Annotated in this window: 19 protein-coding genes; 8 read left to right on the top strand and 11 right to left on the bottom strand. The window is 72.9% G+C overall.

What is annotated here, in order from left to right:
* Positions 1 to 8: 8 nt before the first annotated feature.
* From AC3IPY_RS07530 to AC3IPY_RS07545, 4 genes are read right to left on the bottom strand one after another with little or no spacing between them, the layout of a single operon-like run.
* Positions 9 to 956 carry a hypothetical protein gene (locus tag AC3IPY_RS07530; RefSeq protein WP_489187758.1) on the bottom strand — a complete coding sequence of 316 codons (948 nt, stop codon included), beginning with the start codon at positions 954 to 956 and terminating at the stop codon, positions 9 to 11.
* A gap of 16 nt (positions 957 to 972) precedes the next feature.
* Positions 973 to 2,184 (bottom strand): Mrp/NBP35 family ATP-binding protein, encoded by a 1,212-nt coding sequence (locus AC3IPY_RS07535; RefSeq protein WP_489187759.1) that lies wholly within the window; start codon positions 2,182 to 2,184, stop codon positions 973 to 975.
* Positions 2,168 to 2,689, bottom strand: a complete 522-nt coding sequence (locus AC3IPY_RS07540) for a DUF1003 domain-containing protein (RefSeq protein WP_489187760.1) — start codon at positions 2,687 to 2,689, stop codon at positions 2,168 to 2,170. The genes AC3IPY_RS07535 and AC3IPY_RS07540 overlap by 17 nt, the downstream gene beginning before the upstream one ends.
* Positions 2,676 to 4,010 (bottom strand): magnesium transporter MgtE N-terminal domain-containing protein, encoded by a 1,335-nt coding sequence (locus AC3IPY_RS07545; RefSeq protein ID WP_489187761.1) that lies wholly within the window; start codon positions 4,008 to 4,010, stop codon positions 2,676 to 2,678. The genes AC3IPY_RS07540 and AC3IPY_RS07545 overlap by 14 nt, the downstream gene beginning before the upstream one ends.
* A gap of 33 nt (positions 4,011 to 4,043) precedes the next feature.
* Between AC3IPY_RS07545 and AC3IPY_RS07550 the strand changes: the two genes are divergently transcribed.
* Together AC3IPY_RS07550 and AC3IPY_RS07555 are read left to right on the top strand one after the other, a co-directional pair.
* On the top strand, positions 4,044 to 4,790 hold the full coding sequence (locus tag AC3IPY_RS07550; protein WP_489187762.1) for a YflT domain-containing protein: 747 nt from the start codon (positions 4,044 to 4,046) through the stop codon (positions 4,788 to 4,790).
* Between the two features lie 102 nt (positions 4,791 to 4,892).
* Positions 4,893 to 5,246 carry a TIGR02611 family protein gene (locus AC3IPY_RS07555; protein ID WP_489187764.1) on the top strand — a complete coding sequence of 118 codons (354 nt, stop codon included), beginning with the start codon at positions 4,893 to 4,895 and terminating at the stop codon, positions 5,244 to 5,246.
* Positions 5,247 to 5,252: 6 nt separating this feature from the next.
* Here the strand turns inward: AC3IPY_RS07555 and AC3IPY_RS07560 are convergent, their stop codons facing one another.
* Both AC3IPY_RS07560 and AC3IPY_RS07565 read right to left on the bottom strand, forming a co-directional pair.
* The gene (locus tag AC3IPY_RS07560; RefSeq protein ID WP_489187765.1) at positions 5,253 to 6,815 is read right to left on the bottom strand and encodes an aminopeptidase P family protein; all 1,563 of its coding nucleotides are present in this window, start codon (positions 6,813 to 6,815) and stop codon (positions 5,253 to 5,255) included.
* Positions 6,816 to 6,891: 76 nt separating this feature from the next.
* Entirely contained in the window at positions 6,892 to 7,917 is a 1,026-nt protein-coding gene (locus AC3IPY_RS07565; RefSeq protein ID WP_489187766.1) for an endonuclease/exonuclease/phosphatase family protein, read from the bottom strand.
* Between the two features lie 66 nt (positions 7,918 to 7,983).
* On the opposite strand from AC3IPY_RS07565, the gene AC3IPY_RS07570 reads away from it, so the two are divergent.
* A complete protein-coding gene (locus AC3IPY_RS07570; RefSeq protein WP_489187767.1) occupies positions 7,984 to 8,856 on the top strand; it encodes a PHP domain-containing protein in 873 nt (290 codons plus the stop codon).
* Between the two features lie 101 nt (positions 8,857 to 8,957).
* Here the strand turns inward: AC3IPY_RS07570 and AC3IPY_RS07575 are convergent, their stop codons facing one another.
* Positions 8,958 to 10,493 (bottom strand): DEAD/DEAH box helicase, encoded by a 1,536-nt coding sequence (locus AC3IPY_RS07575; RefSeq protein ID WP_489187768.1) that lies wholly within the window; start codon positions 10,491 to 10,493, stop codon positions 8,958 to 8,960.
* Positions 10,494 to 10,624: 131 nt separating this feature from the next.
* Here AC3IPY_RS07575 and AC3IPY_RS07580 point away from each other — a divergent pair, with 131 nt between their 5' ends.
* The gene (locus AC3IPY_RS07580; RefSeq protein WP_489187769.1) at positions 10,625 to 11,338 is read left to right on the top strand and encodes a ferritin-like fold-containing protein; all 714 of its coding nucleotides are present in this window, start codon (positions 10,625 to 10,627) and stop codon (positions 11,336 to 11,338) included.
* Between the two features lie 110 nt (positions 11,339 to 11,448).
* On the opposite strand, the gene AC3IPY_RS07585 is transcribed toward AC3IPY_RS07580, so the two are convergent.
* Positions 11,449 to 11,775, bottom strand: coding sequence for a hypothetical protein (locus AC3IPY_RS07585; protein WP_489187770.1), 327 nt, complete (start codon positions 11,773 to 11,775; stop codon positions 11,449 to 11,451).
* Position 11,776: 1 nt separating this feature from the next.
* Entirely contained in the window at positions 11,777 to 12,001 is a 225-nt protein-coding gene (locus tag AC3IPY_RS07590; protein ID WP_489187771.1) for a DUF3107 domain-containing protein, read from the bottom strand.
* Between the two features lie 94 nt (positions 12,002 to 12,095).
* Here AC3IPY_RS07590 and AC3IPY_RS07595 point away from each other — a divergent pair, with 94 nt between their 5' ends.
* Complete coding sequence (locus tag AC3IPY_RS07595; RefSeq protein ID WP_489187773.1) at positions 12,096 to 15,260, top strand: PD-(D/E)XK nuclease family protein; 3,165 nt, start codon at positions 12,096 to 12,098, stop codon at positions 15,258 to 15,260.
* A complete protein-coding gene (locus AC3IPY_RS07600) occupies positions 15,218 to 18,598 on the top strand; it encodes an ATP-dependent helicase (RefSeq protein WP_489187774.1) in 3,381 nt (1,126 codons plus the stop codon). The genes AC3IPY_RS07595 and AC3IPY_RS07600 overlap by 43 nt, the downstream gene beginning before the upstream one ends.
* Here AC3IPY_RS07600 and AC3IPY_RS07605 read toward each other — a convergent pair.
* Positions 18,550 to 19,809 carry a phosphotransferase gene (locus AC3IPY_RS07605; protein WP_489187776.1) on the bottom strand — a complete coding sequence of 420 codons (1,260 nt, stop codon included), beginning with the start codon at positions 19,807 to 19,809 and terminating at the stop codon, positions 18,550 to 18,552. The two genes, AC3IPY_RS07600 and AC3IPY_RS07605, sit on opposite strands and share 49 nt — an antisense overlap.
* A 117-nt stretch (positions 19,810 to 19,926) precedes the next feature.
* Here AC3IPY_RS07605 and nudC point away from each other — a divergent pair, with 117 nt between their 5' ends.
* A complete protein-coding gene (nudC, locus tag AC3IPY_RS07610) occupies positions 19,927 to 21,033 on the top strand; it encodes an NAD(+) diphosphatase (protein WP_489187777.1) in 1,107 nt (368 codons plus the stop codon).
* Positions 21,021 to 22,781, top strand: a complete 1,761-nt coding sequence (locus AC3IPY_RS07615) for an ATP-dependent helicase (protein ID WP_489187778.1) — start codon at positions 21,021 to 21,023, stop codon at positions 22,779 to 22,781. The genes nudC and AC3IPY_RS07615 overlap by 13 nt, the downstream gene beginning before the upstream one ends.
* An 847-nt stretch (positions 22,782 to 23,628) precedes the next feature.
* Here the strand turns inward: AC3IPY_RS07615 and AC3IPY_RS07620 are convergent.
* Positions 23,629 to 24,996: a zinc-dependent metalloprotease gene (locus AC3IPY_RS07620; protein WP_489188276.1), complete on the bottom strand. Its 1,368-nt coding sequence runs from the start codon at positions 24,994 to 24,996 to the stop codon at positions 23,629 to 23,631.
* Positions 24,997 to 25,042 lie beyond the last annotated feature (46 nt).

Here is a 25,042-nt window from a genome sequence, read left to right on the forward strand (position 1 = left end):
ACGCTGCGCTACTCGACATGCGTGCCGGGCAGCCCGCACCGCTCGGTGAAGTAGGCGAACAGGTCGGCCTTAAGCGTGGGTGACGCGCGCACCTCGTACTGGCCGGACCAGCCCTCGCTCGTCGTCATCACGAGCGGCAGGATCGTGCCGCGCTTGTCCTCCGCGCCCGCGTGCGGATCGCATCTCGCCGGGCGCACGGGCAGTGAGATGGTCGAGGGTGCATCGGAGGCCTCGATGTGCGCGGTCGTCGCCGACCAGTTCAGCCCGTCTTCGGCCGAGAGCAGGGTCGTGCCGAGCACCTGCTCGAGCTCCACCGAACCGGATGCCGCGCCCGTCGGCTCGACCGCGATGTCGAGGAAGGCACGGCGGTCCACGCCCGACCCCGTCGACCTGAGGCGGTCGGCCAGGGTGAACGTCGCGACGCGCTCGACGGCCGCGGTGAGGCATCCGGAGTTCTGCAGGCGGGGGAGCGTGTCGTAGGGGTCGTCGGCCACGATGGCGCCGACCGCGGTGGTTGCGGGACCCGTGTCGCCGGAGCCGTCGTCTGCCGGCACCTCGGCGGTGATCGTGATCTCGGCCGGGCCGGGCTCGCCCTCGCAGCGCGCGGGCGTGAGGTCCATGCGGTACTGCACCGAGGTGCCGTCGGGGATGGTGCGCGGACCCTCGAAGTGCAGGCCGGGCTCCAGTCCCGGCGCTGCGACCTCGAACGAGGTGAAGGTCAGCGCCGCCCCGGAGCCGTTGTCGAGCTGCACGACGAGCCGTCCGTCGACCACATCGGTGCGGCTCTGCAGCACGCTCGCGGTGATGCCGTGGGGCAGGGCGGTCGGGGTCGCGGTCGCGGCATCGGGCCCGCTCTCGGTGCAGGCCGAGACCATCGCGATCACGCCCGCCGCGAGCAGGGCGGCGACGGCGAGCACGCACGGGTTCGACCGGCGGGAGCGGGCGGCACGCGGCATCCGGCTCACCCGCCCGTCAGCGCACCGAGACGTCGAGCCGGCGGCCGGCGAGCTGCCGGGGGCGCGCGGCGATGGCCTCGGCGACGCGTTCGATGGCGCGGGCGGCAGGGTCGTCGGGGGCCCCGACGACCACGGGTTCGCCGGCGTCGCCGCCCTGGCGCAGGGCGATGCTCAGCGGCACGCTCGCGATGAGCGGAACGGCCTCGCTCTGCCCCTCCGACAAGCGCCGGGCGACCTCGTCGCCGCCGCCCGAACCGAAGAGGTCGAGCACCGTGCCGTCGGGGCCGGCCAGGCCCGCCATGTTCTCGACGACGCCGATGATGCGCTGGCCCGTCTGCCTGGCGACCACGCCCGAGCGTTCGGCGACATCGGCGGCCGCGGGCTGCGGGGTCGTCACCACGAGCACCTCGGCGTTCGGAAGCAGCTGGCCGAGCGAGATCGCGATGTCGCCCGTGCCCGGCGGGAGGTCGACGAGCAGCACGTCGAGATCTCCGAAGTAGACGTCGGTGAGGAACTGGTTGAGCGTGCGGTGCAGCATGGGTCCGCGCCAGGCGACGGCGGTCGAGGAGGCGCGTGCGCCGGGCTCGGCGGGTTCGACGAACATGCCGATGGAGATGACCTTCACCCCGTGCGCGACGGGCGGCAGGATCATGTCGTTCACCTGCGTGGGGCGGGCCGCGAGGCCGTCGTCGTCGACGAGGCCGAGCAGCGCCGGGATCGAGAAGCCGTGCACGTCGGCGTCGACGAGGCCGACCGACAGTCCGCGGGCCGCGAGCGCGACGGCGAGGTTCGCGGTGAGCGTCGACTTGCCGACGCCGCCCTTGCCGCTCGTGACCGCGACGACGCGTGTGAGCGTGCCCGGCCCGAACGGGTTGCCGCGGACCGCCTTGCCGCCTCGCAGCCGCTCGGTCAGGGCGGTGCGCTGCTCGGGGGTCATGACGGTGAGCGACACGTCGACCGAGCCCTCGCCGGCGACGCCCTCGGCGGCCTGGCGCACGTCGCGTTCGATGCGGTCGGAGGCCGGGCAGCCCACGATCGTCAGTCGGATGACGATGCCGACCCGACCGCCGTCGGCGGTGACCGACTCGACCATGTCGAGCTCGGTGATGGGCTTGCGGATCTCGGGATCGATGACCGACACGAGGGCGCGATGCACGGCGGCTTCGAGCGCCTCGGGCGCGGAGGCCGAGGCCCCGGCTGCGCCGGGCCGCTCAGGCTCGCTGGGCATTCGCGGCATCCTCGTCGTCCTTGCGGTCGAGCTCCTCGAGCACGGCGCGCAGCTCCGACCGGATGAAGTCCCTCGTCGCGAGGTCTTTCATGGCCAGGCGGAGCGCGACGACCTCGCGGGCGAGGTACTCGGTGTCGGCGAGGTTGCGCTCGGCCCGCTGGCGGTCCTGCTCGATCTGCACGCGGTCGCGGTCGTCCTGACGGTTCTGCGCGAGCAGGATGAGCGGGGCGGCGTACGAGGCCTGCAGGCTGAGCACGAGCGTCAGGGCCGTGAACCCGTTGGCCGCCGAGTCGAACCGCCAGGCCTCGGGGGCCATCGTGTTCCACGCGAGCCAGACGATGCAGAACAGGCTGAGCCCGACGAGGAACCACGGGGTGCCCATGCCGCGCGCGACGAGTTCGGTGAAGCGGCCGAAGCGGTCGCTGTCGCCGCTGCTGCGGAATGGGGCGCGACGGCTGCCCTTCGGCGTGTCGAACCGACGTTCGTCGGCGTTACCTCGTGCCATCTCCTGCCCTCCTTCCGCTCGTCGGGATCGGGATGCTCCCCGTCGTCAGCTGCGCACGGGCGGTGGCGCGTTTGCTCACCTCATCCTCATCTTCGGGATGACTTCGCCAGTCATCGGGCAGCAGGTAGTCGAGCACGTCGTCGATGGTCACGACGCCGACGAGTCGGTGCTTCTCGTCGATGACGGGTACCGAGACGAGGTCGTAGCTCGCGAGGATGCGGCTCACCTCGGCGGCCGACGTGTCGGCGCCGACGGGTTCGAGCCCCTGGTCGATGAGCGTGCCGAGCCGCTCATGCGGCGGATAGCGCAGCATGCGCTGGAAGTGCACGACCCCGAGGAACCGGCCGGTGGGCGCCTCGTACGGGGGCAGCGTGACGCAGACCGCGGCGCCGAGTGCCGGCGGCAGGTCGTGCCGGCGGATGAGCGCGAGGCCTTCGGCGACCGTCGCGTCGGCCGACACGATGATCGGCTCGGTGGTCATGAGCCCGCCCGCGGTGTCGGGCCCGTAGCTCAGCAGCATGCGCACGTCTTCGGCCTCTTCGGGCTCCATGAGCTCGAGCAGGTGCTCGCCGCGTTCTTCCGGAAGCTGGGCGATGAGGTCGGCCGCGTCGTCGGGCTGCATGTGGTCGAGCACGTCGGCCGCGCGGTCGTCGCCGAGGCCCGCGAGGATCTCGACCTGGTCGGACTCGGGCATCTCCTCGAGCACGTCGGCGAGACGATCGTCGCTGAGCTCTTCGGCGACCTCCTGACGCCGCGCGACGGGCAGGTCGAGCAGTGTGTTGGCGAGGTCGGCGGGCTTCAGCTCGGAGTAGGTCGCGATGAGGTGCTCGGCGGACTGCGCCTCGCCCGTGCGCGCGCTCTCGCTCACCTCGCGCCAGGTGACGTAGGCGGACTGGCCCTTCGAGAACGGCGAGGCGCCCTTCGGCCGTCGCACGAAGAGCTGCTCGACCTCCCACTCGCCCTGCTCCTGCTCCTCGATCGACACGTCTTCGATGGAGGCCTCGCCCGAACCGTCGTTGAAGCGCACCTTTCGGCCGAGCATCTCGGCGATCACGCGCACCTCGCCGCCGCGCTGTTCGAAGCGGCGCAGGTTGATGAGCCCGGTCGTGATGATCTGGCCGTTGCCGATCGAGGTCACGCGCCCGATCGAGAGGAACACCCGCCGTTTGCCCGGAACCTCGACGATGAGCCCGACGACGCGGGGCGGGTCGTTCTTGCGGTACACGACGAGGACGTCGCGCACCTTTCCGACCCGATCACCGGCGGGGTCGAAGACGGCGCATCCGGCGAGTCGGGCGACGAAGACTCTCGTTGCGCTCACGGGTACAAACTTAGCCCGTGGGAGGATGGTGGGGTGAGCAACCAATCGCCGTTCGGCGGACGCACGGCCCGCGCATTCCCCACACTGCCGCAGGGCGAGACCATCGCGAGCTTCGAGACGTACGCCGAGGCGCAGTCCGCGGTCGATGCGCTCGCGAAGGCCGAGTTCCCCGTGAAGGAGCTGGCGATCGTCGGCACCGGGCTCACGAGCGTCGAGCGCATTACCGGCAAGCTCACGTGGGGCCGCGCGGCGGGCGCCGGTGCGCTGTCGGGCGCGTGGTTCGGAACGTTCCTCGGCCTGCTCTTCTTCATCTTCGCGCCGTCGCCGTCGTCGGTCGGCATCCTGCTCTCGGCGGTGCTCATCGGTGCGGGCTTCGGCATGATCTTCAGCGTCGTCTCGTACTCGGTCAACCGTCGTCGCCGCGACTTCACCTCGGTGGCCCAGGTGCTCGCCACGCGGTACTCGATCATCGCCGAGGCGGCCCACGTCGACCGGGCGCGGCAGATCCTGCACGTGACCGACGCGCCCGAGCCGGCATTCCCGACCCGCACCACGAGCAGCACGACGGATGCCTCGGCCGCGGGTCCGACGTCACCGCAACCGGCATCCGCGCCGGTCGCCGAGCCCGTCGAGGCGCGTGCGGAGGCGCCCGCCGACGAGCCAGAGGGCGAGTCCGCCGACGCGAAGGCACCCGCGCCGCAGGGGCTCACCTACGGTGAGGCGCTCGACGCCGCCCGCAAGGCCGAGCGCGAGCGGCGCCAGGCCGGCGACGATGCCTGAGCGGCGTCGGCTGCCCGGCCGCGCCTGAGGATCGGCCCGTCGATGCTGCGAGTCCGCTGAACCCGCGCGACGCGGCGCAAGTCGCGATATATCGTGATCTGCATGGTGACCGAGCGCGAACTCTCTCGCGAGATCGTCGAGGCCGAACGGCCCGACCGTCCGATCAGGCGCCTGCTCCGCGGCATCCGTCGTCGCATCCACGACCGACCCGTGCTGCGCCGGACCTACCGCGTGCTCGTCGGCGTGCTCGGCGGCGCCATCGCCGTGGTCGGCCTCGCCCTCGTGCCGCTGCCGGGGCCCGGCTGGCTCGTCGTGTTCCTCGGGCTCGCGATCCTCGGCACGGAGTTCGCCTGGGCCGCCCGCATCGCGGCCTGGCTCAAGCGCGTGCTCGCGCGCTTCTGGGCGTGGTGGCAGGCCCGCCGCGCCGCGCGGGTCACGCCCGGCGACGCGGCCTGAGCTCCCTCAGCGCGCTGCGCCCTGCACCCACGCCTCGACCTCGGCGACCGTGCGCGGGATGCCGGCGGAGAGGTTCTCGGCACCGTCGGCGGTGACGAGGATGTCGTCTTCGATGCGAACGCCGATGCCGCGGAACTCCTCGGGCACGGTGAGGTCGTCGGCCTGGAAGTAGAGGCCGGGCTCGATCGTGAAGACCATGCCGGCCTGCAGCTCGCCGTCCATGTACATCTCGCGGCGCGCCTGGGCGCAGTCGTGCACGTCGAGCCCCAGGTGGTGGCTCGTGCCGTGCACCATGTAGCGGCGGTGGAACTGGTTCTCAGGGCGCAGCGATTCTTCGGCCGAGACCGGCAGGAAGCCCCACTCGGCCGTCTTGCGCGCGATCACGGCCATGGCCGCGGCGTGCACGTCGCGGAACACGATGCCGGGGCGCACGATCGCGAAGGCGGCGTCGGCGGCCTCGAGCACCGCCTCGTAGACCCGGCGCTGCACGTCGGAGAAGGTGCCGTTGACCGGGAACGTGCGCGTGATGTCGGCGGTGTAGTAGCTGTCGACCTCGACGCCCGCGTCGAGCAGCACGAGATCTCCGGGCACGACGGGGCCGTCGTTGCGGGTCCAGTGCAGGATCGTGGCGTGCGGGCCCGCCGCGGCGATCGAGCCGTAGCCGACGTCGTTGCCGTCGAGGCGCGCCCGCGTGGCGAAGACGCCCTCGATGACGCGCTCGCCGCGCACCTCGGACGTGATGCGCGGGAGCTCCTCGAAGACCTCGGTGAACCCGCGCTGCGTCGCGTCGACGGCGGCACGCATCTCGGCCACCTCGAACGCGTCCTTCACGAGCCGCAACTCGGAGAGCACGCGCGCGAGCTCGGCGTCGGGCTCGTGCTCGCCGCCGACCTCGAGCGAGAACGGCGCATCGGAGGCGTTGGTCGAGAGCGCCTCCTCGGCGGCGAAGCGGATGCGGGCGTGGTCGATGCGCTCGGTGACGTCGGCGTCGGCCTCGCGCAGCACGAGGGTCGCGGTGTCGACGGCGTCGATCACGCGGTCGAACTCGTCGAGGCCGCGCGTCGCGATCGCGAGGTCGGCCGAGACATGCGCGAGCGACGGTCGCGGGCCGATCCAGAACTCGCCGATCGCGGGGTTGGCGTAGAACTCCTCGGAGTCGCGGCCGGCGCGCTCGCGGAAGTAGACCGTCGTCTCGTGGCCGTCGCCCGTGGGCTCGAAGACGAGCACGGCGCCCGGCTCGGAGTCCGAGCCCCAGCCGGTGAGGTGGGCGAACGCGGAATGCGCGCGGAACGGGTAGTCGGTGTCGTTGGCCCGCTGCTTCATGTCGCCGGCGGGGATCACGAGGCGGATGCCGGTGAACGCGGCCGAGACGGCCTCGCGCCGACGGGCCGCGTAGGCGGCCTGCTCGCGCGCCGCGGGGAGCGTCTCGTCACGGGAGGCCCAACCGCTGCTGATGAAGTCCTTGAAGCCCTCCGAGCCGGGGGTCGTCGAACGGTTCGCGTTGCGGCCGGTGTCGTCTGTGGTCGCGGCTGCCGGGGTCTCGGTCGTCGAGGTGTCGCTGGAGTCCATGCCCCCATTCTCGCACCGCCCGAGATACGCGGCACCTGTGCCCGCGGCACCTGTGCCCGTGAGGCCTGCCGGTGCGTCAGCCCGCCGGGGAGAGCGTCGCGACGACGGGACGGTGGTCGCTGCCCGCGTCGTCGAGCTCGCCGACCACGCGGAACGCGTCGACCTTCCAGCCGGGCGTGGCCATGACGTGGTCGATCGGACTCGCGAGCACCTGCGGCAGGTCGACCGGCCAGGTGCCGAGGCCGGCGGATCCCGCCTGCACCGCGGCATCCGAGCATCGCCCGAGGTCGCCGCCGTCGGAGCCACGGCCGGCGAAGTGGTCGACGATCGCATTGAAGTCGCCCGCCATGATCACGTTCTCCCCGGCGCACTGCTCGGCGAGCCAGTCGAGGTCGCTGCGCCAGTTGCGCAGCTCCCATCGGATCGGCGCGACCGCGTGCACCGCGACGATGCGGGGGCCGTCGCCGGAGACCGGATCGGCCACGACCGAGGGCACCGTGTTCGTGTTGCCGGGCGGCCCGGGCACTTCGACCGAGACGACGTCGTAGTCGCCGAGGTCGGGGGAGATGAGGATGGTCGTCGACCGCGCCTTCGCGATGTCGTCGAACGCCGCCGTGTGCACCCACATCGGGTTGCCGCCCTCGCGCATGGCGATCGCGACCTCCTCGCCGAGCGGCTCCGTCGTCTCGGGGAGCACGACGACGTCGGCGCCCTCCTCGAGCGCGAGGTCGGCGATGGTCGAGGCGTCGGGCACCTCGCCGAGGGTGTTCCACGAGACCACGGTCACCGATGCGGATGCCGCGTCGCCCGCGACATCCGTCGACGCGAAGCCGCGGGCCGTGAGCACCGCCGCGTTGCCCACCGCGAAGAGCGCGAGGATCGCCGCGAGCGAGAACGCCACCACCCGGAGCGGGCGGGCGAACGCGAGCAGCAGCACGAGCACCGCCGCGACCAGGGCGCCGAGGGCCGCGACGCCGCGGAGCGCGACGACATGCGCGAACACCCACTGGTTCTGGAGGCCGAGGGCCTGCGGCCAGAGGAGCAGGGCGGCGAGGATCGCGGTGCCGGCGACGAGGATCCAGCCGAGGATGCGGGGGAGCATTCCTCCAAGCTAGGGGACGAGTCTGTGGCGGCGCCGAATCCGTGGGCGCGGCCCTAGCATGGTGGGATGGCTTCGTCGTCGGCATCCGTGATCGGTGAGGCCGACCTGCACGTGCACTCCACGGTGTCCGACGGCACCGGCAGCCCGGCCGAACTGCTCGTCGAGGCAGCCGAGGTCGGACTCGCGGCCATCGCGCTGACCGACCACGACTCGACGGCCGGATGGGCCGAGGCGGCCGCGGCGGTGCCCGAGACCGGGGTCGCCCTCATCCCGGGCATGGAGCTCTCCACGCGCGAGCAGTACACGAGCGTGCACGTGCTCGCGTACCTCATCGACCCGTTCGACGAGGCCCTGCTCGCCGAGACCACGCGCATCCGCGAGTCGCGCCTGACGAGGGCCGAGCAGATCGTGCAGCGCATCTCGCGCGACTACCCGCTCACCTGGGACGACGTGCTCGCCCAGACGGCCGTGGGCGCGACGGTCGGCCGACCGCATATCGCCGACGCCCTCGTCGCGCGCGGACACGTGTCGACGCGGTCGGCGGCCTTCGCGGGCATCCTGCATCCCCGGCACGGGTACGCCCGCCCGCACTACGCCCCCGATCCGCTCACCGGTGTGCGCCTCATCCGCGCGGCCGGCGGCGTGCCCGTGCTCGCGCACCCGGGCGCCCGGGGCGCCGAGCACGTCGTGCCGCGCGAACGCCTGCGGCAGCTCGTCGACGCCGGGCTCTTCGGACTCGAGATCGACCACCCCGAGAACGATCCGGGCTCCAAGCCGCGCCTGCATGCGCTCGCGACCGAGTTCGGCCTCGCCGTCACCGGATCCAGCGACTACCACGGCACGGGCAAGCCCAACCGGCTCGGCCAGGAGCGCACCCCCGCCGACGTCGTCGCGCGCATCATCGACGAGGCGACCGGATCGGCGCCCGTGCTGCCCTGACCCCTCGCGAGCAGGCCTGAGACGGCGAGGAGCGGATGCCGCGTGGCATCCGCTCCTCGTGTCGTTCGCGTCGTGCTCGGACTCGGCCGTGCCGGGCGGCGTCAGGCCTGGGGCGATGCGCCCCCGGTGGAACCGGCCGGGCGCGGGCCGCGGCGACGCCGACGGCGTCGCGGTGCGGCGTTGCCGTCGTGGTGCTCGCTGCCGCCGCCGTCGTGCGTGCCGGTGCCGGGCTCGCGGGTCGCGGTGGTCGCGCCCTCGCCCGAGGCGTGGGCGGATGCCGCGGGCTCGCCCGTGCTCGCGGCCGCGGCGGGTGCCGCCTGGTCGCCGTCGGTGCGGCCGCCGCGCGTGCGCTGGCGCGACCGCGTGCTGCGGGGGGCACGCGTGTCGCCCTCGCTGCTGCGCTCGTTGCGGCCGGCGGTGCTCGAACGCGTCGGCGCCGCGGTCGGGGCGGCCGGCTTCAGGCGGCCCTTCGTGCCGGCGGGGATGTCGAGGTCGGTGAACAGGTGCGGGCTCGACGAGTAGGTCTCGGTCGGCTCGGGCTGGCCGAACTCGAGGGCGCGGTTGATGAGCGCCCACTTGTGCAGGTCGTCCCAGTCGACGAAGGTGACCGCGATGCCCGTCTTGCCCGCACGGCCGGTGCGGCCCGCGCGGTGCAGATAGGTCTTGTCGTCGTCGGGGATCGTGTGGTTGATGACGTGGGTGACGTCGTCGACGTCGATGCCTCGCGCCGCGACATCCGTGGCGATGAGAATGTCCTTCTTGCCGGCCTTGAACGCGGCCATGGCGCGCTCGCGCTGGTCTTGATTCAGGTCTCCGTGCACGGCCGCGGCGTTGAAGCCGCGATCGTTGAGCTCTTCGACGAGCTTGGCCGCCGCGCGCTTGGTGCGCGTGAAGATGACCGTCTTGCCGCGGCCGTCGGCCTGGAGGATGCGCGAGATGACCTCGTCCTTGTCGAGCGAGTGCGCCCGGTAGACGAGGTGCTTGATGTTCGCCTGCGTGAGGCCCTCATCGGGGTCGGTCGCGCGGATGTGGATGGGCTTGGACATGAAGCGGCGCGCGAGCGCGACGATCGGGCCGGGCATCGTCGCCGAGAACAGCATCGTGTGGCGGTTGGCCGGGGTCTGCGCGAACAGCTTCTCGATGTCGGCGAGGAAGCCGAGGTCGAGCATCTTGTCGGCCTCGTCGAGCACCATCTCTTCGACGTTCTTCAGCGAGAGCAGGCGCTGCGAGGCGAGGTCGAGGAGGCGACCCGGCGTGCCGACGACGATCTGGGCGCCGGCCTTGATCTGCTCGATCTGGCCCTCGTAGGCCTTGCCGCCGTAGATCGAGACGATCTTGGTCGGACGGTTCGAGGTGGCCAGCTCGAGGTCTTCGGTCACCTGCACGCACAGCTCGCGCGTCGGAACGACGACGAGCACCTTGACGCCGGGCTCGGGGTCGTCGCCGAGGCGCTGGATGATCGGCAGGCCGAACCCGAAGGTCTTGCCCGTGCCGGTCTTGGCCTGGCCGATGATGTCCTGGCCGGAGAGGGCGAGGGGGATCGTCTGCTCCTGGATGGGGAAGGCATCGAAGATGCCCTTGGTTGCGAGCGCGTCGATGATGTCGGGCGCGACGCCGAGTTCTGCGAATGTAGTCAAGAATCTGCCTGTCGGTAGAGCGGAAGTGATGCGCCCTGCTTCTCCTCAGGCGCAACGGCTGCGGGTCCGATGCCCGCATGCACCCTCCAGCCTAACCGAGACTGCCTGAACGCCTCGGATAGGCTGTGCACGTGGTGTCCTGGATCAGTCGACGCGGTGCGCGTCCCGAAGCGCCGCGACTGCGTCCCCGCGTCGCGCCGACCGAACTGACGAAGGTCGACTTCACGGAGCTCGTGCCCGAGCCGGTGCCGTTCGTCGGCCAGGCCGCCTACATCCAGCTGGAGTTCTTCGAGGGCCTCGCGCTCGCCGTCGGCACCGCGCCCACGCTCGGCGCGAAAGAGGGGCTGAGCGCCGCCGCGGGCATCGCCCTCGGCAAGCACCACGACCTCATCGCCGAGTTGCGGCGCATGGGCGTCGAGCCCGTCGACGTGATGGCCCCGTTCGCCCCCGCGACCGACCGCCTGCGCAGGGCCTGGTCCGACGCCGACTGGTACGAGCTGCTGCTCGCGATCCACATCACGTCGGGCATGCTCGACGGCTACTTCGCGAGCCTCGCGAACGGGCTGCCGGCCGACGTCGCACGTCGCGTGCGCGGCATCCTCGACCGGGGCGGCGCCGGCACCGTGCTCGAGGCCGAGCTCGCCTCCGCCATCGCCGCGCAGCCCGGCCTCGCCGATCGGCTCGCCCTGTGGGGGCGCAGCCTCGTCGGCGACACCCTGCTCATCGCGCGCTCGGCGCTGCGCGCCTCCGAGGCGCGCGGGCTCGACGAGAAGGTCGAGCCGATCTTCACCGAGCTCATCGCCGATCACACGCGTCGCATGGACGCGCTCGGACTCACGGCCTGAGGCGTTCTTCGGATCCGTCGTCGTCCGCGTCGGTCCGCGGGCAGACGCGAACGGACCGCGCCCTCCGAGGAGGACGCGGTCCGTTGCGATGCGTGCGCGGTCGGTGCGGGTCAGGGCACCGGGGTCGCGTTCGTGGTCGTGCTCGCGCCCGGACGGGCGAGACGCTCGAAGAGCGCGACATCCGCTCGCTCGCGTCGGGGGCCGATGAGGTAGGCCGTCGCCGCTGCGGCGAGGCCGGCCACGACGAGGGAGACGACCCAGATCCAGCCGCCGTCCCAGGCCCAGCCGAGCCAGGTCAGCGCGACCCAGACGACGGCCGCGGCACCGGCGCCGATCGACGGGATCAGCATGACCCCGTGCGTGTTGCGCAGGGGCAGCAGGTAGCGGGCCGCGATACCGAGGATCGCCCCGCCGAGCACGACGAAGAGCAGTTCCATGTCAGGCGACGAATCCGACGCGCCGGGCCTCTTCGCCGCTGATCTCGACGTAGGCGAGCGCGGCCGCGGGAACGAGGAAGACGGTGCCCTTCGAGTCGACGAACTCGAGCGACTTCGCGTCGCCCGCGAGCGCCGCGGCGACCTGCGCCTTGACCTCCTCGGGTGACTGCGAGGACTCGAAACCGAGTTCGCGAGGGGAGTTCTGAATGCCGATCCGTACGTCCACAGTGGGGGCCTTTCTGTCCTTGCGACCACACTAGGACACGGCTCGCCAGCCCCGGCGCACGTTCACTGTCGGCGGAACGGGTTAGCGTGTGGCCATGCCCAGCCCCACCCTCTCCTCGCGGCCCGACGCGAGCACCCTCGCCGAGCTCTTCCCGGCGGCGGTCGTCGACGCGCTCGGCCTCTCCGACGAGCAGGATCGCCCCGGTGGGCGGGGGCACGTCGCCGTGTTCGGCGCCCCTGGATCGGGCAAGACGACGCTCGCCGTCGAGCTCATCGCCGACCGCGTCGAGCGTCTGGGCCACGGCGTCGACGAGGTGCTCGTGCTCAGCGCCACGCGACCGACGGCGACCGCGCTGCGCGACCGCATCGCCGTTCGCCTGGCCGCGACCACGCGAGGTCCGCTCGCGCGCACCGCGAACTCGATCGCGTTCCAACTGGTCCGCGCCTATATCGGCGCCCCCGTCACGCTGCTCACGGGCGGCGAGCACGACCGAATCGTCGCCGACCTCATCGAGGGCGGCATCCGCGACGGGTTCGGGCCGGCATGGCCCGAACCGCTCGGCCCCGAGGTGCGGTCGCTGCGCGGGTTCCGCAGCGAGCTGCGCGACCTGCTCATGCGCGCCGTCGAGCTCGGCGTCGACGAGGTCGAACTCACCCGACTCGGCGAGGCGGCCGGGCGCCCCGAGTGGGTCGCCGCCGCGGCGTTCATGCGGGAGTACGCCGAGGTCAAAGAGCTCGTGCGCCCCGACCAGTTCGACTCCGCCGAGCTCGGGGCGTTCGCCGCGACGATCGTGCGGCGCAGCGCCTCCGACCCCGCGGCCGCCGCAGCACTCGGGCCGCTCGCCGGACTGCGGCTGCTCGTCGTCGACGACGCTCAGGAGAGCACCGAGGCGGCCGCGGCGCTCATCGCCGCGTTCGCGGCCTGCGGCGTGCAGGTCGTCGCCATCGGCGACCCCGACGTCGCGAGCAACGGATTCCGCGGCGGTCGCCCCGAGCTGCTCGGCTCGCTCTCCTCGGTGCTCGACGGGGCGCCGGTCCAGCGCGTCGACCTGCCGGTCGTGCACCGAGGCCGCCCCGGCATCGCCGAGATGCTCGGCGGCGTGCGCGCCCACGTCGGCACCGCCCTCGGCGGCACCCACCGGTCGGCGACCCTCGCGCCCGCGCTCGAGGCACCCGATGCGCTCGCCCCGCTCCTCGGCATCGAGTCGCCGTCGAGCGCGGCCGAATCGCTCGCGATCGCCTCCCTGCTGCGCGAGCGTCACCTGCTCGACGGCGTGCCGTGGTCGCAGATGGCCGTCGTGATGCGCTCCGGCGCCGACGTGCCGGCGATCGAGCGTGCGCTCGCGCTGGCCGACGTGCCCACCGCCGGCGTCGCCACCGGCCTCGCGCTCCGCGATGCGCCGGCCGCGGCCGCGCTGCTGACGGCCTGCTCGGTCGTCCTCGGCCGCGAGCCCCTGACCGCCGAGCTCGCGGTCGCCCTGCTCACCGGTCCGCTCGGGCGCCTCGACGGCATCGGCCTGCGGCGACTCAGGCTCGCACTGCGTCACGAAGAGCTCGCCGCCGGCGGCGACCGCAGCGGCGACGAGCTCCTCGTCGACGCGCTCGGCGCACCCGGCGGATTCACGACCATCGACGCCGCACCCGGGCGCCGGGCGGCCAAGCTCGCCGGGGTGCTCGACGCCGCCGCCGGCATCGCCGGAAGCGGCGGCAGCATCGAAGAGGTGCTCTGGTCGCTCTGGGAGGGCAGCGGCCTCGGCGCCGAGTGGGGCAGGCAGGCGAGTGGCACGGGTGTGCTCGCCGACGAGGCCGACCGGCAGCTCGACGCCGCGGTCGCGCTCTTCGCCGCGGCGACCCGGTTCGTCGAGCGCGAGCCCGATGCACCCGCCGTGCGGTTCGTCGACGAGGTGCTCGCGAGTGAACTGCCCGAAGACTCCCTGGCGCCCCGGCGCTCCGCCGAGACCGTGCTCGTCACCACTCCGCAGGGCGTCGTCGGGCGCGAGTTCGACGTGGTCGTCATCGCCGGCCTCCAAGACGCGGTGTGGCCCAACCTGCGGCCTCGCGGCACCCTCCTGCACGCGGCCCTGCTCCCTCGGGCGGTGCAGGCGCAACGATCCGGCTCGCCGCTGCCTGGGGTCGATTCCCCGGCCGAGGCGCGCGCGGCCGTGCGCGACGACGAACTGCGCATGTTCGTGCTCGCGGCATCCCGCGCGCGCCGCCAGGTCGTGCTCGCGTGCACCGCCAACGACGACGAGCAGCCATCGGTGCTCATGGGCTACGCACGCGAGCGGGTGCGCCCCCGGCGGCGCCCACTGCACCTGCGCCAGTTGGTCGGGGTGCTCCGCCGCGAGGCCGTCGCCGGCGACGCCGAATCCGCGGCCGCGCTCGCCCTGCTGGCCGAAGAGGGCGTCCCGGGCGCGGGGCCGGCCGAGTGGTACGGCCTGGCCGAGCCCACCACGGCGGCACCGCTCGTCGACCTCGACGGCGACCCCGAGGCATCCGTCTCGGTGTCGCCGTCGCAGATCGACCGCGTCGAGGAGTCCCCGCTCGGCTGGTTCGTCGACCACATCGCCTCGCCGCCGTCCGGCGTCGCCGCCTCGATCGGCACGATCGTGCACGCGGTCGTCGAAGAGGTCGGTGCGCGCGACGACGGCGACACGAGTCTCGACACCATCTGGTCCTCGGTCGAGACCAGGCTGAAGGGCGTGCGCTTCGAGGCGGGCTGGGTCGCCGAGCGCGAACGCCGGGGCGCGCGACGCATGGCCGAGGGCGCGGCCGAGTACCTCGCCTCGTTCGCCGACGACCAGAAGGTGCTGCTCGGCGCAGAGGGCCGGTTCACGATCACCGTCGACCGGGTGCGCATCACGGGCACGATCGACCGCATCGAGGCCTCGCCCGACGGTACGACGGTCATCGTCGACCTCAAGACCGGGCGCACACCACCGACCTTCGCGCAGACCGCCGAGCACCCCCAGCTCGCCGCGTACCAGCTCGCGGCCCGGCAGGGGGCGATCGAGTCGGGCGGCACGCTCGGCGGCGCGAAGCTCGTCTACGTCGCGACGCCGTCTCGCGGTCTCGCCTACACCGAGCGCGCGCAGCAGCCGTTCGACGACGAAGCCGAAGAGGGCTTCCGCGAGCGGCTCGCCGAGATCGGTCGCGTGATGGCCGGTGCGACGTTCGAGGGCCCCGCCGAGCTCGGGCACCGATCCAGATTCGGGTCGTGGCAGTATCGCGTGCACCTCGTGCCGGCGGTGTCGGCGTGAGCGGGGCGGCCGCGGCCGTCGCGGCGACCGGCGCGAGCGGCGCATCCGCGGCGATCAGCGCACCCGAGGCGATCAGCGCCGCCGAGATCGCCACGCGGCTCGGCCTGCACGTGCCGACGCCCGAGCAGCAGGCGGTCATCGAGGCCGATCCGCACGGCGCGAGCATCGTCGTCGCGGGCGCCGGCAGCGGCAAGACCGAGACCATGGCGAACCGGGTCGTGTGGCTGCTGGCCAACGGGCATGTGGGCGTCGCCGAGGTGCTCGGGCTCACGTTCACCCGCAAGGCGGCCGGAGAACTCGCCGAGCGGGTGCGCGAACGCGTCGCCCAACTCGTGGCCGAGGGCATCGCCGACCTCGAGATCGATCCGCTCGAATCCGCGACGGTGAGCACCTATCACTCGTTCGCGAGCGCGATCTACCGCGAGCACGCCATGCGCATCGGGCGCGAACCCGACGCGACCGTGCTCGGCGAGGCATCCGCATGGCTGCTGGCGCGCTCGGTCGTCAGCGCATCGGCCGATCCGCGGCTCATCGAGCTCGACGCCTCGCTCGACAAGGTCACGGCCGCGACGCTCTCGCTCAGCCGCGCACTCGCCGAGAACGTCGCCGACAGCCGTGACGTGCGCGTGTTCGCACGGGACTTCCTCGCGATGCGCGGGCTGCCCGTCGAAGCGCCTCGCAAGCGCACCGACTTCGCCTCGTTCGTCGACGCGCTCGGCGTGGTCGACGCGCTGCCGCCCCTGCTCGACCTCGCCGACGCCTACGCCGCGGCCAAGCGCGAGCGCGGCTACGTCGAGTTCTCCGACCAGGTCGCGCTCGCCCTGCAGATCTGCACCGAGCACCCCGAGGTGGTCGCCGAGCATCGCGAGCGCTCGCGCACCGTGCTGCTCGACGAGTACCAAGACACGAGCGTCGTGCAGACCAAGCTGCTCGCGACCCTCTTCGACGGGCACGCGGTCATGGCGGTCGGCGACCCCGACCAGTCGATCTACGGATGGCGCGGGGCGAGCGCCGCGAACCTGGCGAGGTTCGACCGCGACTTCGGGCAGGGCCGCGCCGCGGTCTACCACCTGTCGACGAGCTGGCGCAATCCGCGCATCGTCCTCGACGCCGCGAACACGCTCATCGCGCCGCTCGACGCAGGTATCCCGAAGGCGCCCCTCGCGCCGTCGCCGTTCGCCGGGGCGGGGCGCCTCGAGATCGACTGGTCCGAGACGATCGAGGGCGAGGCCGATCGGGTCGCGCGCTGGTTCGCGACCCATGTCGCACGCGGGGCCGGCACGAAGAGCGGCGCCCTGCTCTGCCGCACGTTCGCGAACGTCGACATCTTCATCGCGGCGCTGCGCACGCACGGCGTGCCCGTGCACGTGCTCGGCCTCGCAGGCCTGCTCGACCAGCCGGTCGTCGCCGACCTCGTCTGCACGCTGCGGGTGCTGCACGACCCCACGGCCGGTTCCGAACTGATCCGCGTGCTCGGCGGCGCGCGCTGGCGCATCGGCCCCGCCGACCTCGCCGGGCTCCGCCAGGTCGCCGCCTGGCTCGTCGACCGCGACCTCGCCCGACGACGGCTCGACGACGAGGTGCGGCGCGAACTGCGGGCCTCGACGGCCGCCGAGGAGTCGCCGTCGATCGTCGACGCGCTCGACTTCGTGCTGACCGCACCCGACGACCACCGTGCGCTCGTCGGCATCAGCGAGATCGGCCTCGGCCGACTGCGCCGGGCCGGAACCCAGTTGCAGGCGCTCCGTCGTCGCGCCGGCCTCGGCCTCATCGACTTCGTGCACCTCGTGCAGCAAGAGTTGCTGCTCGACATCGAGGCCGCGGCCAACGCCGACCAACCGCTCGGCCGCCCGAGCCTCGAGGCGTTCGACGAACTCCTCGCGGGCTTCGCCGAGGACTCGGAGCATCCGACGCTCGGCGCGTTCCTCGGCTGGCTCACCGAGGCGGAGCAGCGCGACCGGCTCTCACCGCGTCAAGACGAACCCGAGCCGGGGGCCGTGCAGGTGCTCTCGATCCACGGGTCGAAGGGCCTCGAATGGGACGCCGTCGCCGTGCCGCGCATGGTCGAGGACGAGATCCCGTCCAAGCCGCGTTCCTCGAAGGGCTGGCTCGCGTTCGGCGAGCTCCCGAACGAGTTCAAGGGAGACCACGAGGAGCTGCCCGAGCTCGGGTGGCGGGGGGCGCAGAGCCAGCGAGAATTCGACGAGGCGGTCACGGCCTTCGCCGCCGAGAACCGCGAGGCCCATGCCGAAGAGGAGCGCCGGCTCGCCTATGTCGCCGTCACCCGCACCCGATCCGATCTCCTGCTGAGCGGGTCGTGGTGGTCGACGCAGAAGGCGCCCCGCCCGCCGAGCCCGTTCCTGCGAGAGCTCGCGGTCGCCGGCGTCATCGAGCCGTCGGCGCTGCCGACCGCGCCCGAGCACGAGGAGAACCCCCGCACCGGCACCGCCGCGCATGCAGTGTGGCCGCTCGATCCGCTCGGTGCCCGGCGCTCGGGCGTCGAACGGGCGGCCGGGGCCGTGCTCGAGGCCGCGCGGCGTCCCACCGGCTCCGGCATCGGCCCGCAGCTCTCCTCCGAGCTGACGCTGCTCATCGAGGAGCGGCGTCGTCGTCAGGCCGGGCCGGGGCCGACCCCGATCCCGTCGCGCATTCCGGCGTCTCGGTTCAAGGACTACCTCGACGACCCCGAGGCCGTGGCCGCCCAGCTGCGCCGGCCCATGCCGCAACGGCCGTACCGGGCGACCAGGCTCGGCACGCTGTTCCACGACTGGGTCGAGCATCGCTCCACGGGTGAGGTCGCCGCCGCGGGCATCGACGACGGGCTGTTCGCGTTCGACGAGCGCGGCGACTCCGACGAGCTGCGCTGGGTCGACGAGGCAGGCGGCGGTGAGCGCGACGAACCCGAGAACGCCGCGCGGGGTCTGGCGGATCGCGAGCGGCTCCAGGCCCTTCGGGCGACGTTCGAGGCATCCGAATGGGGCGATCGTCGGCCGATCGCGGTCGAGATCGAGCTCCACCTGCCGATCGACGAGCACGTGTTCGTCTGCAAGCTCGACGCCGTGTACGAGGTGCCCGCCGACGGAGAACTCGCGGCACGGGGCATCCGATACCAGGTCGTCGACTGGAAGACGGGTCGTGCGCCCCGCAACGCGCGCGACCTCGAACTCAAGCAGACCCAGCTCGCGCTGTACCGCCTGGCGTACGCGGCCTGGTCAGGGGTGCCGGCCGAGCAGATCGACGCGGTGTTCTATTTCGTCGAAGACGACCGGGTCATCCGGCCGACCGAGCTCTACGACGAGGCGGCGTTGCGGCGGGCCTGGGCCTCGGCCGTGAGCTGATCGAGCGTCGCCCGATCCAACGGCGCGGTCGCGTTCGGATCAGGTGCGTCGTCGGTGCCCGAGCCGGGCGTCGCGTCGGCTGCGGCCGGTGCCGCATCGCCCCAGTCGCTGAGATCGAGCGGCATGGGCGCGGTCGCCTCCGCAGGCGGGGCGGCGCGCTCGCCGACCTCGTCGCGCTCGAGGTCGGAGAAGTCGTAGCTGTCGGTGAGCAACGCAGAGGTCGATTCGCGCGTCGAGCCGTTGGGGGCCGGGCGAGGCGTCTCGTCGAGCAGCCGTTCGACGCCGTCGACCGTCAGGATCGGGCCGGTCTCGGGCGAGAGCGCCTCGGTCGTGCGTTCGTGCACGCTCTCGACGAGGCCGTCGAGCATCTCGACGGCGTCGGCGATGATCGCCTCGTCATGGCGGTCGACGCCGTGCAGCAGCCACCGTGCGAGCTCGAGCTCGCCGTAGAGCAACGCCCGTTGCGGCAGCAGCGCGTCGGCGGCACCGCCGCGCCCGACGATGTATGCCTCGAGGGCCCGCTCGGCCGCGGCGCCCCTCGAGGTGAGCAGCCAGTGCAGGTCTTGTGCAGGATCGCCGACGGCGATGGCCGACCAGCCGATGACCGCGAGCACGCGCTCGTCGTCGACGAGGAACGAGTCGGCCGAGAGGGCGCCGTTCACGACCGCGGGGCGGAACCGCCAGAGCGCGGCGTCGTCGGTCGCCTCCTCCCAGCGGCGCAGCAGCGCGGCCGGCAGACGTCCGGTGTCGGATGCGCGGCCGATGAGTTCGACGACGGCGTCCCGAGACTCGTCGGCGGTCTCGCGGTGCAGGCCGGCGTCGCCGACGAAGCCGGTGGGCAACGAGTGGATCGCGGCGATGGCCCCGCCGACCGATTCGGCGATGCGGTCGTGCGCGGTGAGCGCGTCGCCCGACACCACCTGACCGTCGAGGAACTCGGTCACGACCGCGCGGGTGCCGTCGATCGGCGCCTGACCGGCGAACGAGGGCACCGAGAACGGCAGCCTGGACCGCACGCCGGCGGTCATCGCCGTCATGGCGACGAGGTCGGCCGACTGCTCCGTCTCGGCTGACTGCGACCGCGGCACGCGGATCAGCAGTCGCCTGCCGTCGGCCGTGCGGAGCTCAGCGGCGTCGAACGCCCCGGTGGCTCGCCGGGTGTGGGCGCGGACCGCCGTGACCTCGAGGCCGGGGATCGCCGCCGTGGCCAACGCGGCTAGAGTGAGTGTGGGTCTGGCCATGGCCAACAGCTTAAGCAGGTGATTCCGTCGCCGGGGCGAGCGCCACGCCTTGCCGCCGACTCCGCCCCGACGCGAGAGAGGCCTGTTGTGCGCGATTCGACATCACCGCCGCTCGCTCGCGTGCGCCTCGAACGCGATGGCATCTCGCGCACGATCGACGATCGCGCAGCCCGATTCGACGCCGATCCCGCGGCGCTCGTGCTGCTCCTGCATGCCGGTCGGGCGCTGCTCACCGAGCGCGTCGAGGCCGTGGCGCCGGTGCTCGACCTTCGTCCGCCGGCCGCGGTGCGCGAACTCCTCGGCTCCGACGAGCGCGTGAGCCTGCGCTGCTACCTCGGGCGAGACACGTCGGCCGAGGCGTCGGCCGAGGCAGCCGACGAGGCGTCTGCAGCGGGCCGAGCCGAGGCATCCGCTGCGGCAGCACCGATCGAGGCGTCGGCCGAGGCAGCCGACGAGGCGTCTGCAGCGGGCCGAGCCGAGGCATCCGCTGCGGCAGCACCGATCGAGGTCTGGGTGCTCGACGATGCCGCCGCCGACGCGATCGAGCCCGAGCCGGCCCGGTGGACCGGTCTTCGCCAGGCCGCGTCGCAGCTCACCGGCTCCGAGGCCGGACTGTTCACGCAGGCCGTGGCGATCGCGAACTGGCACGAGGCCTCGCAGTTCTGCCCCCGATGCGGGGCGCCGACCGAGATCGCCGAGTCGGGCTGGTCACGCCGCTGCACGGTCGACGGCGGGTCGATCTTCCCGCGCACCGACCCGGCGGTGATCGTGCTCGTGACCGATTCCGAGGACCGCGTGCTGCTCGGCTCGAACGCCCTGTGGGAGACGAACCGGTTCTCGTTGCTCGCCGGGTTCGTCGAGCCGGGCGAGTCGCTCGAGCATGCCGTCGTGCGCGAGATCGGTGAAGAAGCCGGGCTCGCGGTCGACGAGGTCGAGTACGCCGCCTCCCAGCCGTGGCCGTTCCCGGCGAGCCTCATGCTCGGCTTCACGGCGCGTGCGGTCTCGACGTCGCCGGCTCCCGTGGTGACGCCCGACGGCGTCGAGATCCTCGAGCTGCGCTGGTTCACTCGAGAGGAGCTGGCGGCGGCGCTTCCCGAGGTCGGCTTCCCCGGGCGCACGTCGATCGCCGGTTGGCTGCTCGAGCGGTGGTTCGGTGCCCCGATCGAGTCCTCGCCGCGGGGATGGGGCGCGTGAGCGCCGACCCGCTGCTCGCCGACCTCGACGACGAGCAGCGCATCGCGGCCGAGGCGTTGCTCGGCCCGGTCTGCATCCTCGCGGGCGCGGGCACGGGCAAGACGCGGGCGATCACCCACCGCATCGCGTACGGCGTCTCGACCGGAACCTACGACCCGGCGCGCGTCATGGCACTGACCTTCACGGCCCGGGCGGCCGCCGAACTGCGCGAGCGGTTGCGGGCGCTCGGCGCGGGCGGCGTGCCGGTGCGCACCTTCCACGCGGCGGCGCTCGCGCAGCTGAACCACTTCTGGCCGCTCGTCGTGGGCGGTTCGGCCCCGCGGGTGCTCGAGTACAAGGGCCGCATGCTGGGCGCCGCCGCCGAGTCGATCCGGCTCCGGGTCGACCAGGCCACCCTGAGGGATGTCGCGGCCGAGATCGAGTGGCGCAAGGTCGCGCTCATGACGCCGGAGGCATATGAGGCGCGCCTGGCGGTGCGGGGCGCTCCGGGTTCGCTGAGCCCCGAGCAGTTCCGCGACCTGGTGGCGGCCTACGAGCGGCTGAAGGACGAGCGGCGCCAGCTCGACTTCGAGGACGTGCTGCTCGCGACCTCGGGCATGGTCGAGGCCGAGGCATCCGTGGCGATGCAGGTGCACGAGAACTACCGTCACTTCGTCGTCGACGAGTACCAGGACGTCTCGCCCGCGCAACAGCACCTGCTCGACCTCTGGCTCGGCGATCGCAGCGAGCTCTGCGTGGTGGGCGACGCGAGCCAGACGATCTACTCGTTCGCGGGCGCGACGCCCGAGTACCTGCTCGGCTTCGAGCGCCGGTTCACCGATGCCACGCTCGTGCGCCTCGAACGCAACTACCGCTCGACCGAGCCCATCGTCGATGCCGCGAACCGGCTCATGCGCGGACGCCCGGGTTCGCTCCAGCTTCGTGCGGTGACGGATGCCGCGAGCCGGTCGCGGCCCGCGGCCGAACCGCTCGTGACCTCCTACGCCGACGAGCTCGCCGAGGCGCGCGGGGTGGCGACCCTCGTGCGGTCGCGCATCGACGCGGGTGTCGCGCCCGAGACGATCGCGGTGCTCATGCGTGTCAACTCGCAGTCGGCGATGCTCGAGCATGCGCTCGACGAGGTCGGCGTGGCCTCGCGCGTGCGCGGCGCCGTGCGCTTCTTCGATCAGCCCGAGGTGCGCCAGGCGGTGCAGGCGCTGCGCGCCGCGGCCCTCACGATTGCGAACGAACCCCTCTTCAAGTCGGTGAGCGACGTGCTGCGCTCCCTCGGATGGACGGCGCAGGCGCCCGACGGTCCCGGCGCCGTGCGGGGCCGGTGGGAGTCGCTCAACGCACTCGCGCGGCTCGTCGACGATGCGCCGCCGGGCACGACGTTCCGCGCCTTCGCCGACGACCTGCGCTCGCGCGCCGAGGCCCACCACGAGCCCACGGTCGCCGCCGTGACCCTCGCCACGCTGCACTCGGCCAAGGGCCTCGAGTGGGACGAGGTGCACATCGTGGGGCTCACCGAGGGCATGCTGCCGATCGCATACGCCAAGGGACTCGACGCGATCGACGAGGAACGGCGCCTGTTCTACGTGGGCGTCACGCGGGCACGCCGGCGGCTCTCGCTGAGCTGGGCGAGGGTCGGCGGTCAGCACCGGGCAGAGCGTGCGGAATCGCGATTCCTCCAGGAGCTCGGCAGCCGCAGTGCGGATGCGCCTCGTGTCGCCGGTGGTGCACGCCGGGTCGAGACCGGTCGAAGCTGACGGATGCCTCGGCGAGGTCGGACTCGCCGGTGCGACGCCGGTCGTCGACGGCGCGTGCGGTCGCGGCCGCCGCCTCGAATCTCAGCCGTGGCGGGTCGTCGGGGGCGGGTCTCCCGGCGAGTTGCGCGGCGATCACGGGCCACGCGGAGTCCTCGTCGCGTCGGGCGAGGTCGAGGCAGCGCACGCACGGGCCGATGCCCGGTTCGACGAACGGGCCGACCCGGATGCCGGCGTCGTCGGAGAGCACGACGAGGTGCGGCACGTCGCGACGCATCCAGGGCAGGTGCCGGCCCGGCGTGATCGCCCACTCGCCGACGATCACGACGAGGGCGGGATCAGTTGGCTCCGCGCCGGCCGAGGCGTCAGCGGTGGAGAGGCGGTCGGCGAGATCGCGGTCGAGGCGTCGTACCTCGTGTCCGAGCGCCCGCAGGTCGGCGGCGATGAGATCGGCGAGCGGGCCGTCGCCGTCGAGGCCGATGGCTTCGGGCGTCACGGTTGCGCTCGGCGCGCCGGTCGCGGCATCCGCCCCGGCCTGGCTCGGAAGGCAGGCGGGCGCGAGCCGCTCGACGAACTCGCGCACCTGCTCGGGCGTGCCGTCGAATCCGGAACCGATCGTGACGAGCGTCGAGAGGCTCGCACCGTGGCGCAGCGCCTGCAGGAGCCCGGTCTCGAGAGCGCCGGGGTGCTCGATCACCGCGCGGGGCGAGGCGGCGCCGAGCTGCACGGTGTCGGGCGTGCGCCAGACGAGGGGGAGTGCGGGGTCGAGACGAGGCGTCATGCGGCGAGCATGCCCGATCTGGCGATGGTGCCGCGGCGCCTCTCCACAGGCGTCGCGGCGTCGCGAGCGTCAGGCGGGCGGCGGCGCGCCTTCGTCGTCGCCCTCGGTGCTGCGGTCGGCGGCGTCGGGCTCGCTGCCGTCTTCGCCGGGCGCCGCGGGCGTCTCGCCGCGCAGCAGCTGCTCGAGCGCCTGATCGAAGTCGTCGTCGGCCTCGGCCGTGTCGGACTCGGCGCCGGTGAGGCGGGCGATGAGTGCCGAGGGGTCGTCGAGGTCTTCGGCGGTGGGGAGCAGGTCGGGGTGCGCCCAGAGCGCATCGCGCTGCTCGACGCCGACGGCATCGCCGACCGCGCGCCACAGCGCCGTCGCCTCGCGCAGGCGACGGGGTCGCAGCTCGAGGCCGACGAGCGTCGCGAACGCGGACTCCGCCGGGCCGCCGGTCGCCCGGCGACGGCGGATGGTCTCGGCGATGGCATCGGACTTCGGCAGTCTGGAGGTCGCATCGGCGGTGGCCTGGTCGACCCAGCCCTCGATGAGGGCGAGCATCGTCTCGAGGCGGGAGAGCGCGGCCTGCTGGGCCTCGCTGCGGGCGCTGATGAGCGCGCCGGACTCGACGGCCTTGCGCAGCTCGTCGGTGTTCGACGGGTCGAAGCCTTCGGCGAGCCGCTCGAGCCGCTCGGTGTCGATCTCGATGCCGCGGGCGTATGCGGTGATCGCGCTGATGAGGTTCAGCCTCAGCCACCGGGCATGCCGGAAGAGTCGCGCGTGGGCGAGCTCGCGCACGGCGAGGTAGAGCTCGATCTCGGTCGACGGGATGTCGAGGTCGGCGCCGAACTCCGCGATGTTCTGCGGGATGAGCGCGGCACGCCCGTCGGTCTGCAGCGGGATGCCGACATCGCCGCCGGAGACGACCTCGCTCGCGAGCTGGCCGACGACCTGACCGAGCTGCATGGCGAACATCGCGCCGCCGATGCCGCGCATGAGCTTGCTCGCTCCCGCGATCATCGACTGCATCTCTTCGGGGGCCTGCTCGCGCATGACCCGGGTGAGCGCATCGGAGATGCTGAGCGCGACGGGCTCGGCGAGCTGGGTCCAGATGGGCATCGTGGCGGCGACCCAGCCGCGACGCGTCAGCAGCTCGGGGGAGTCGGGCAGGCGCGAGAAGTCGACCGCCTCGTCGAGCCAGAGCGAGGCGACCTCCAGGGCCTGGCCGAGCCGACTGCGTTCGTCGTCGGTGATCTGCACCTGAGCGGATGCCGCGCGCTGTTCGCCCTGGCGGAGGGCGACGCTCCAGTCGATGCCGTCGTCGGCGGTGTTCATCGCCTGCTGCAGCTGGCCGAACAACGCGGCGAGGCTCGCGGGATCGTTCGGCAGTCCGGCCGCGCCGGCCAACTGGGCCGGATCGATGTCCCCGGCACCGGAGAGCAGGTTGCGGAGCATCTCGCGGAACTCCTCTTCGGGGTTGGTTCCGTCGGGCTCGTCGTTC

Source organism: Agromyces sp. GL_144 (assembly GCF_057834305.1).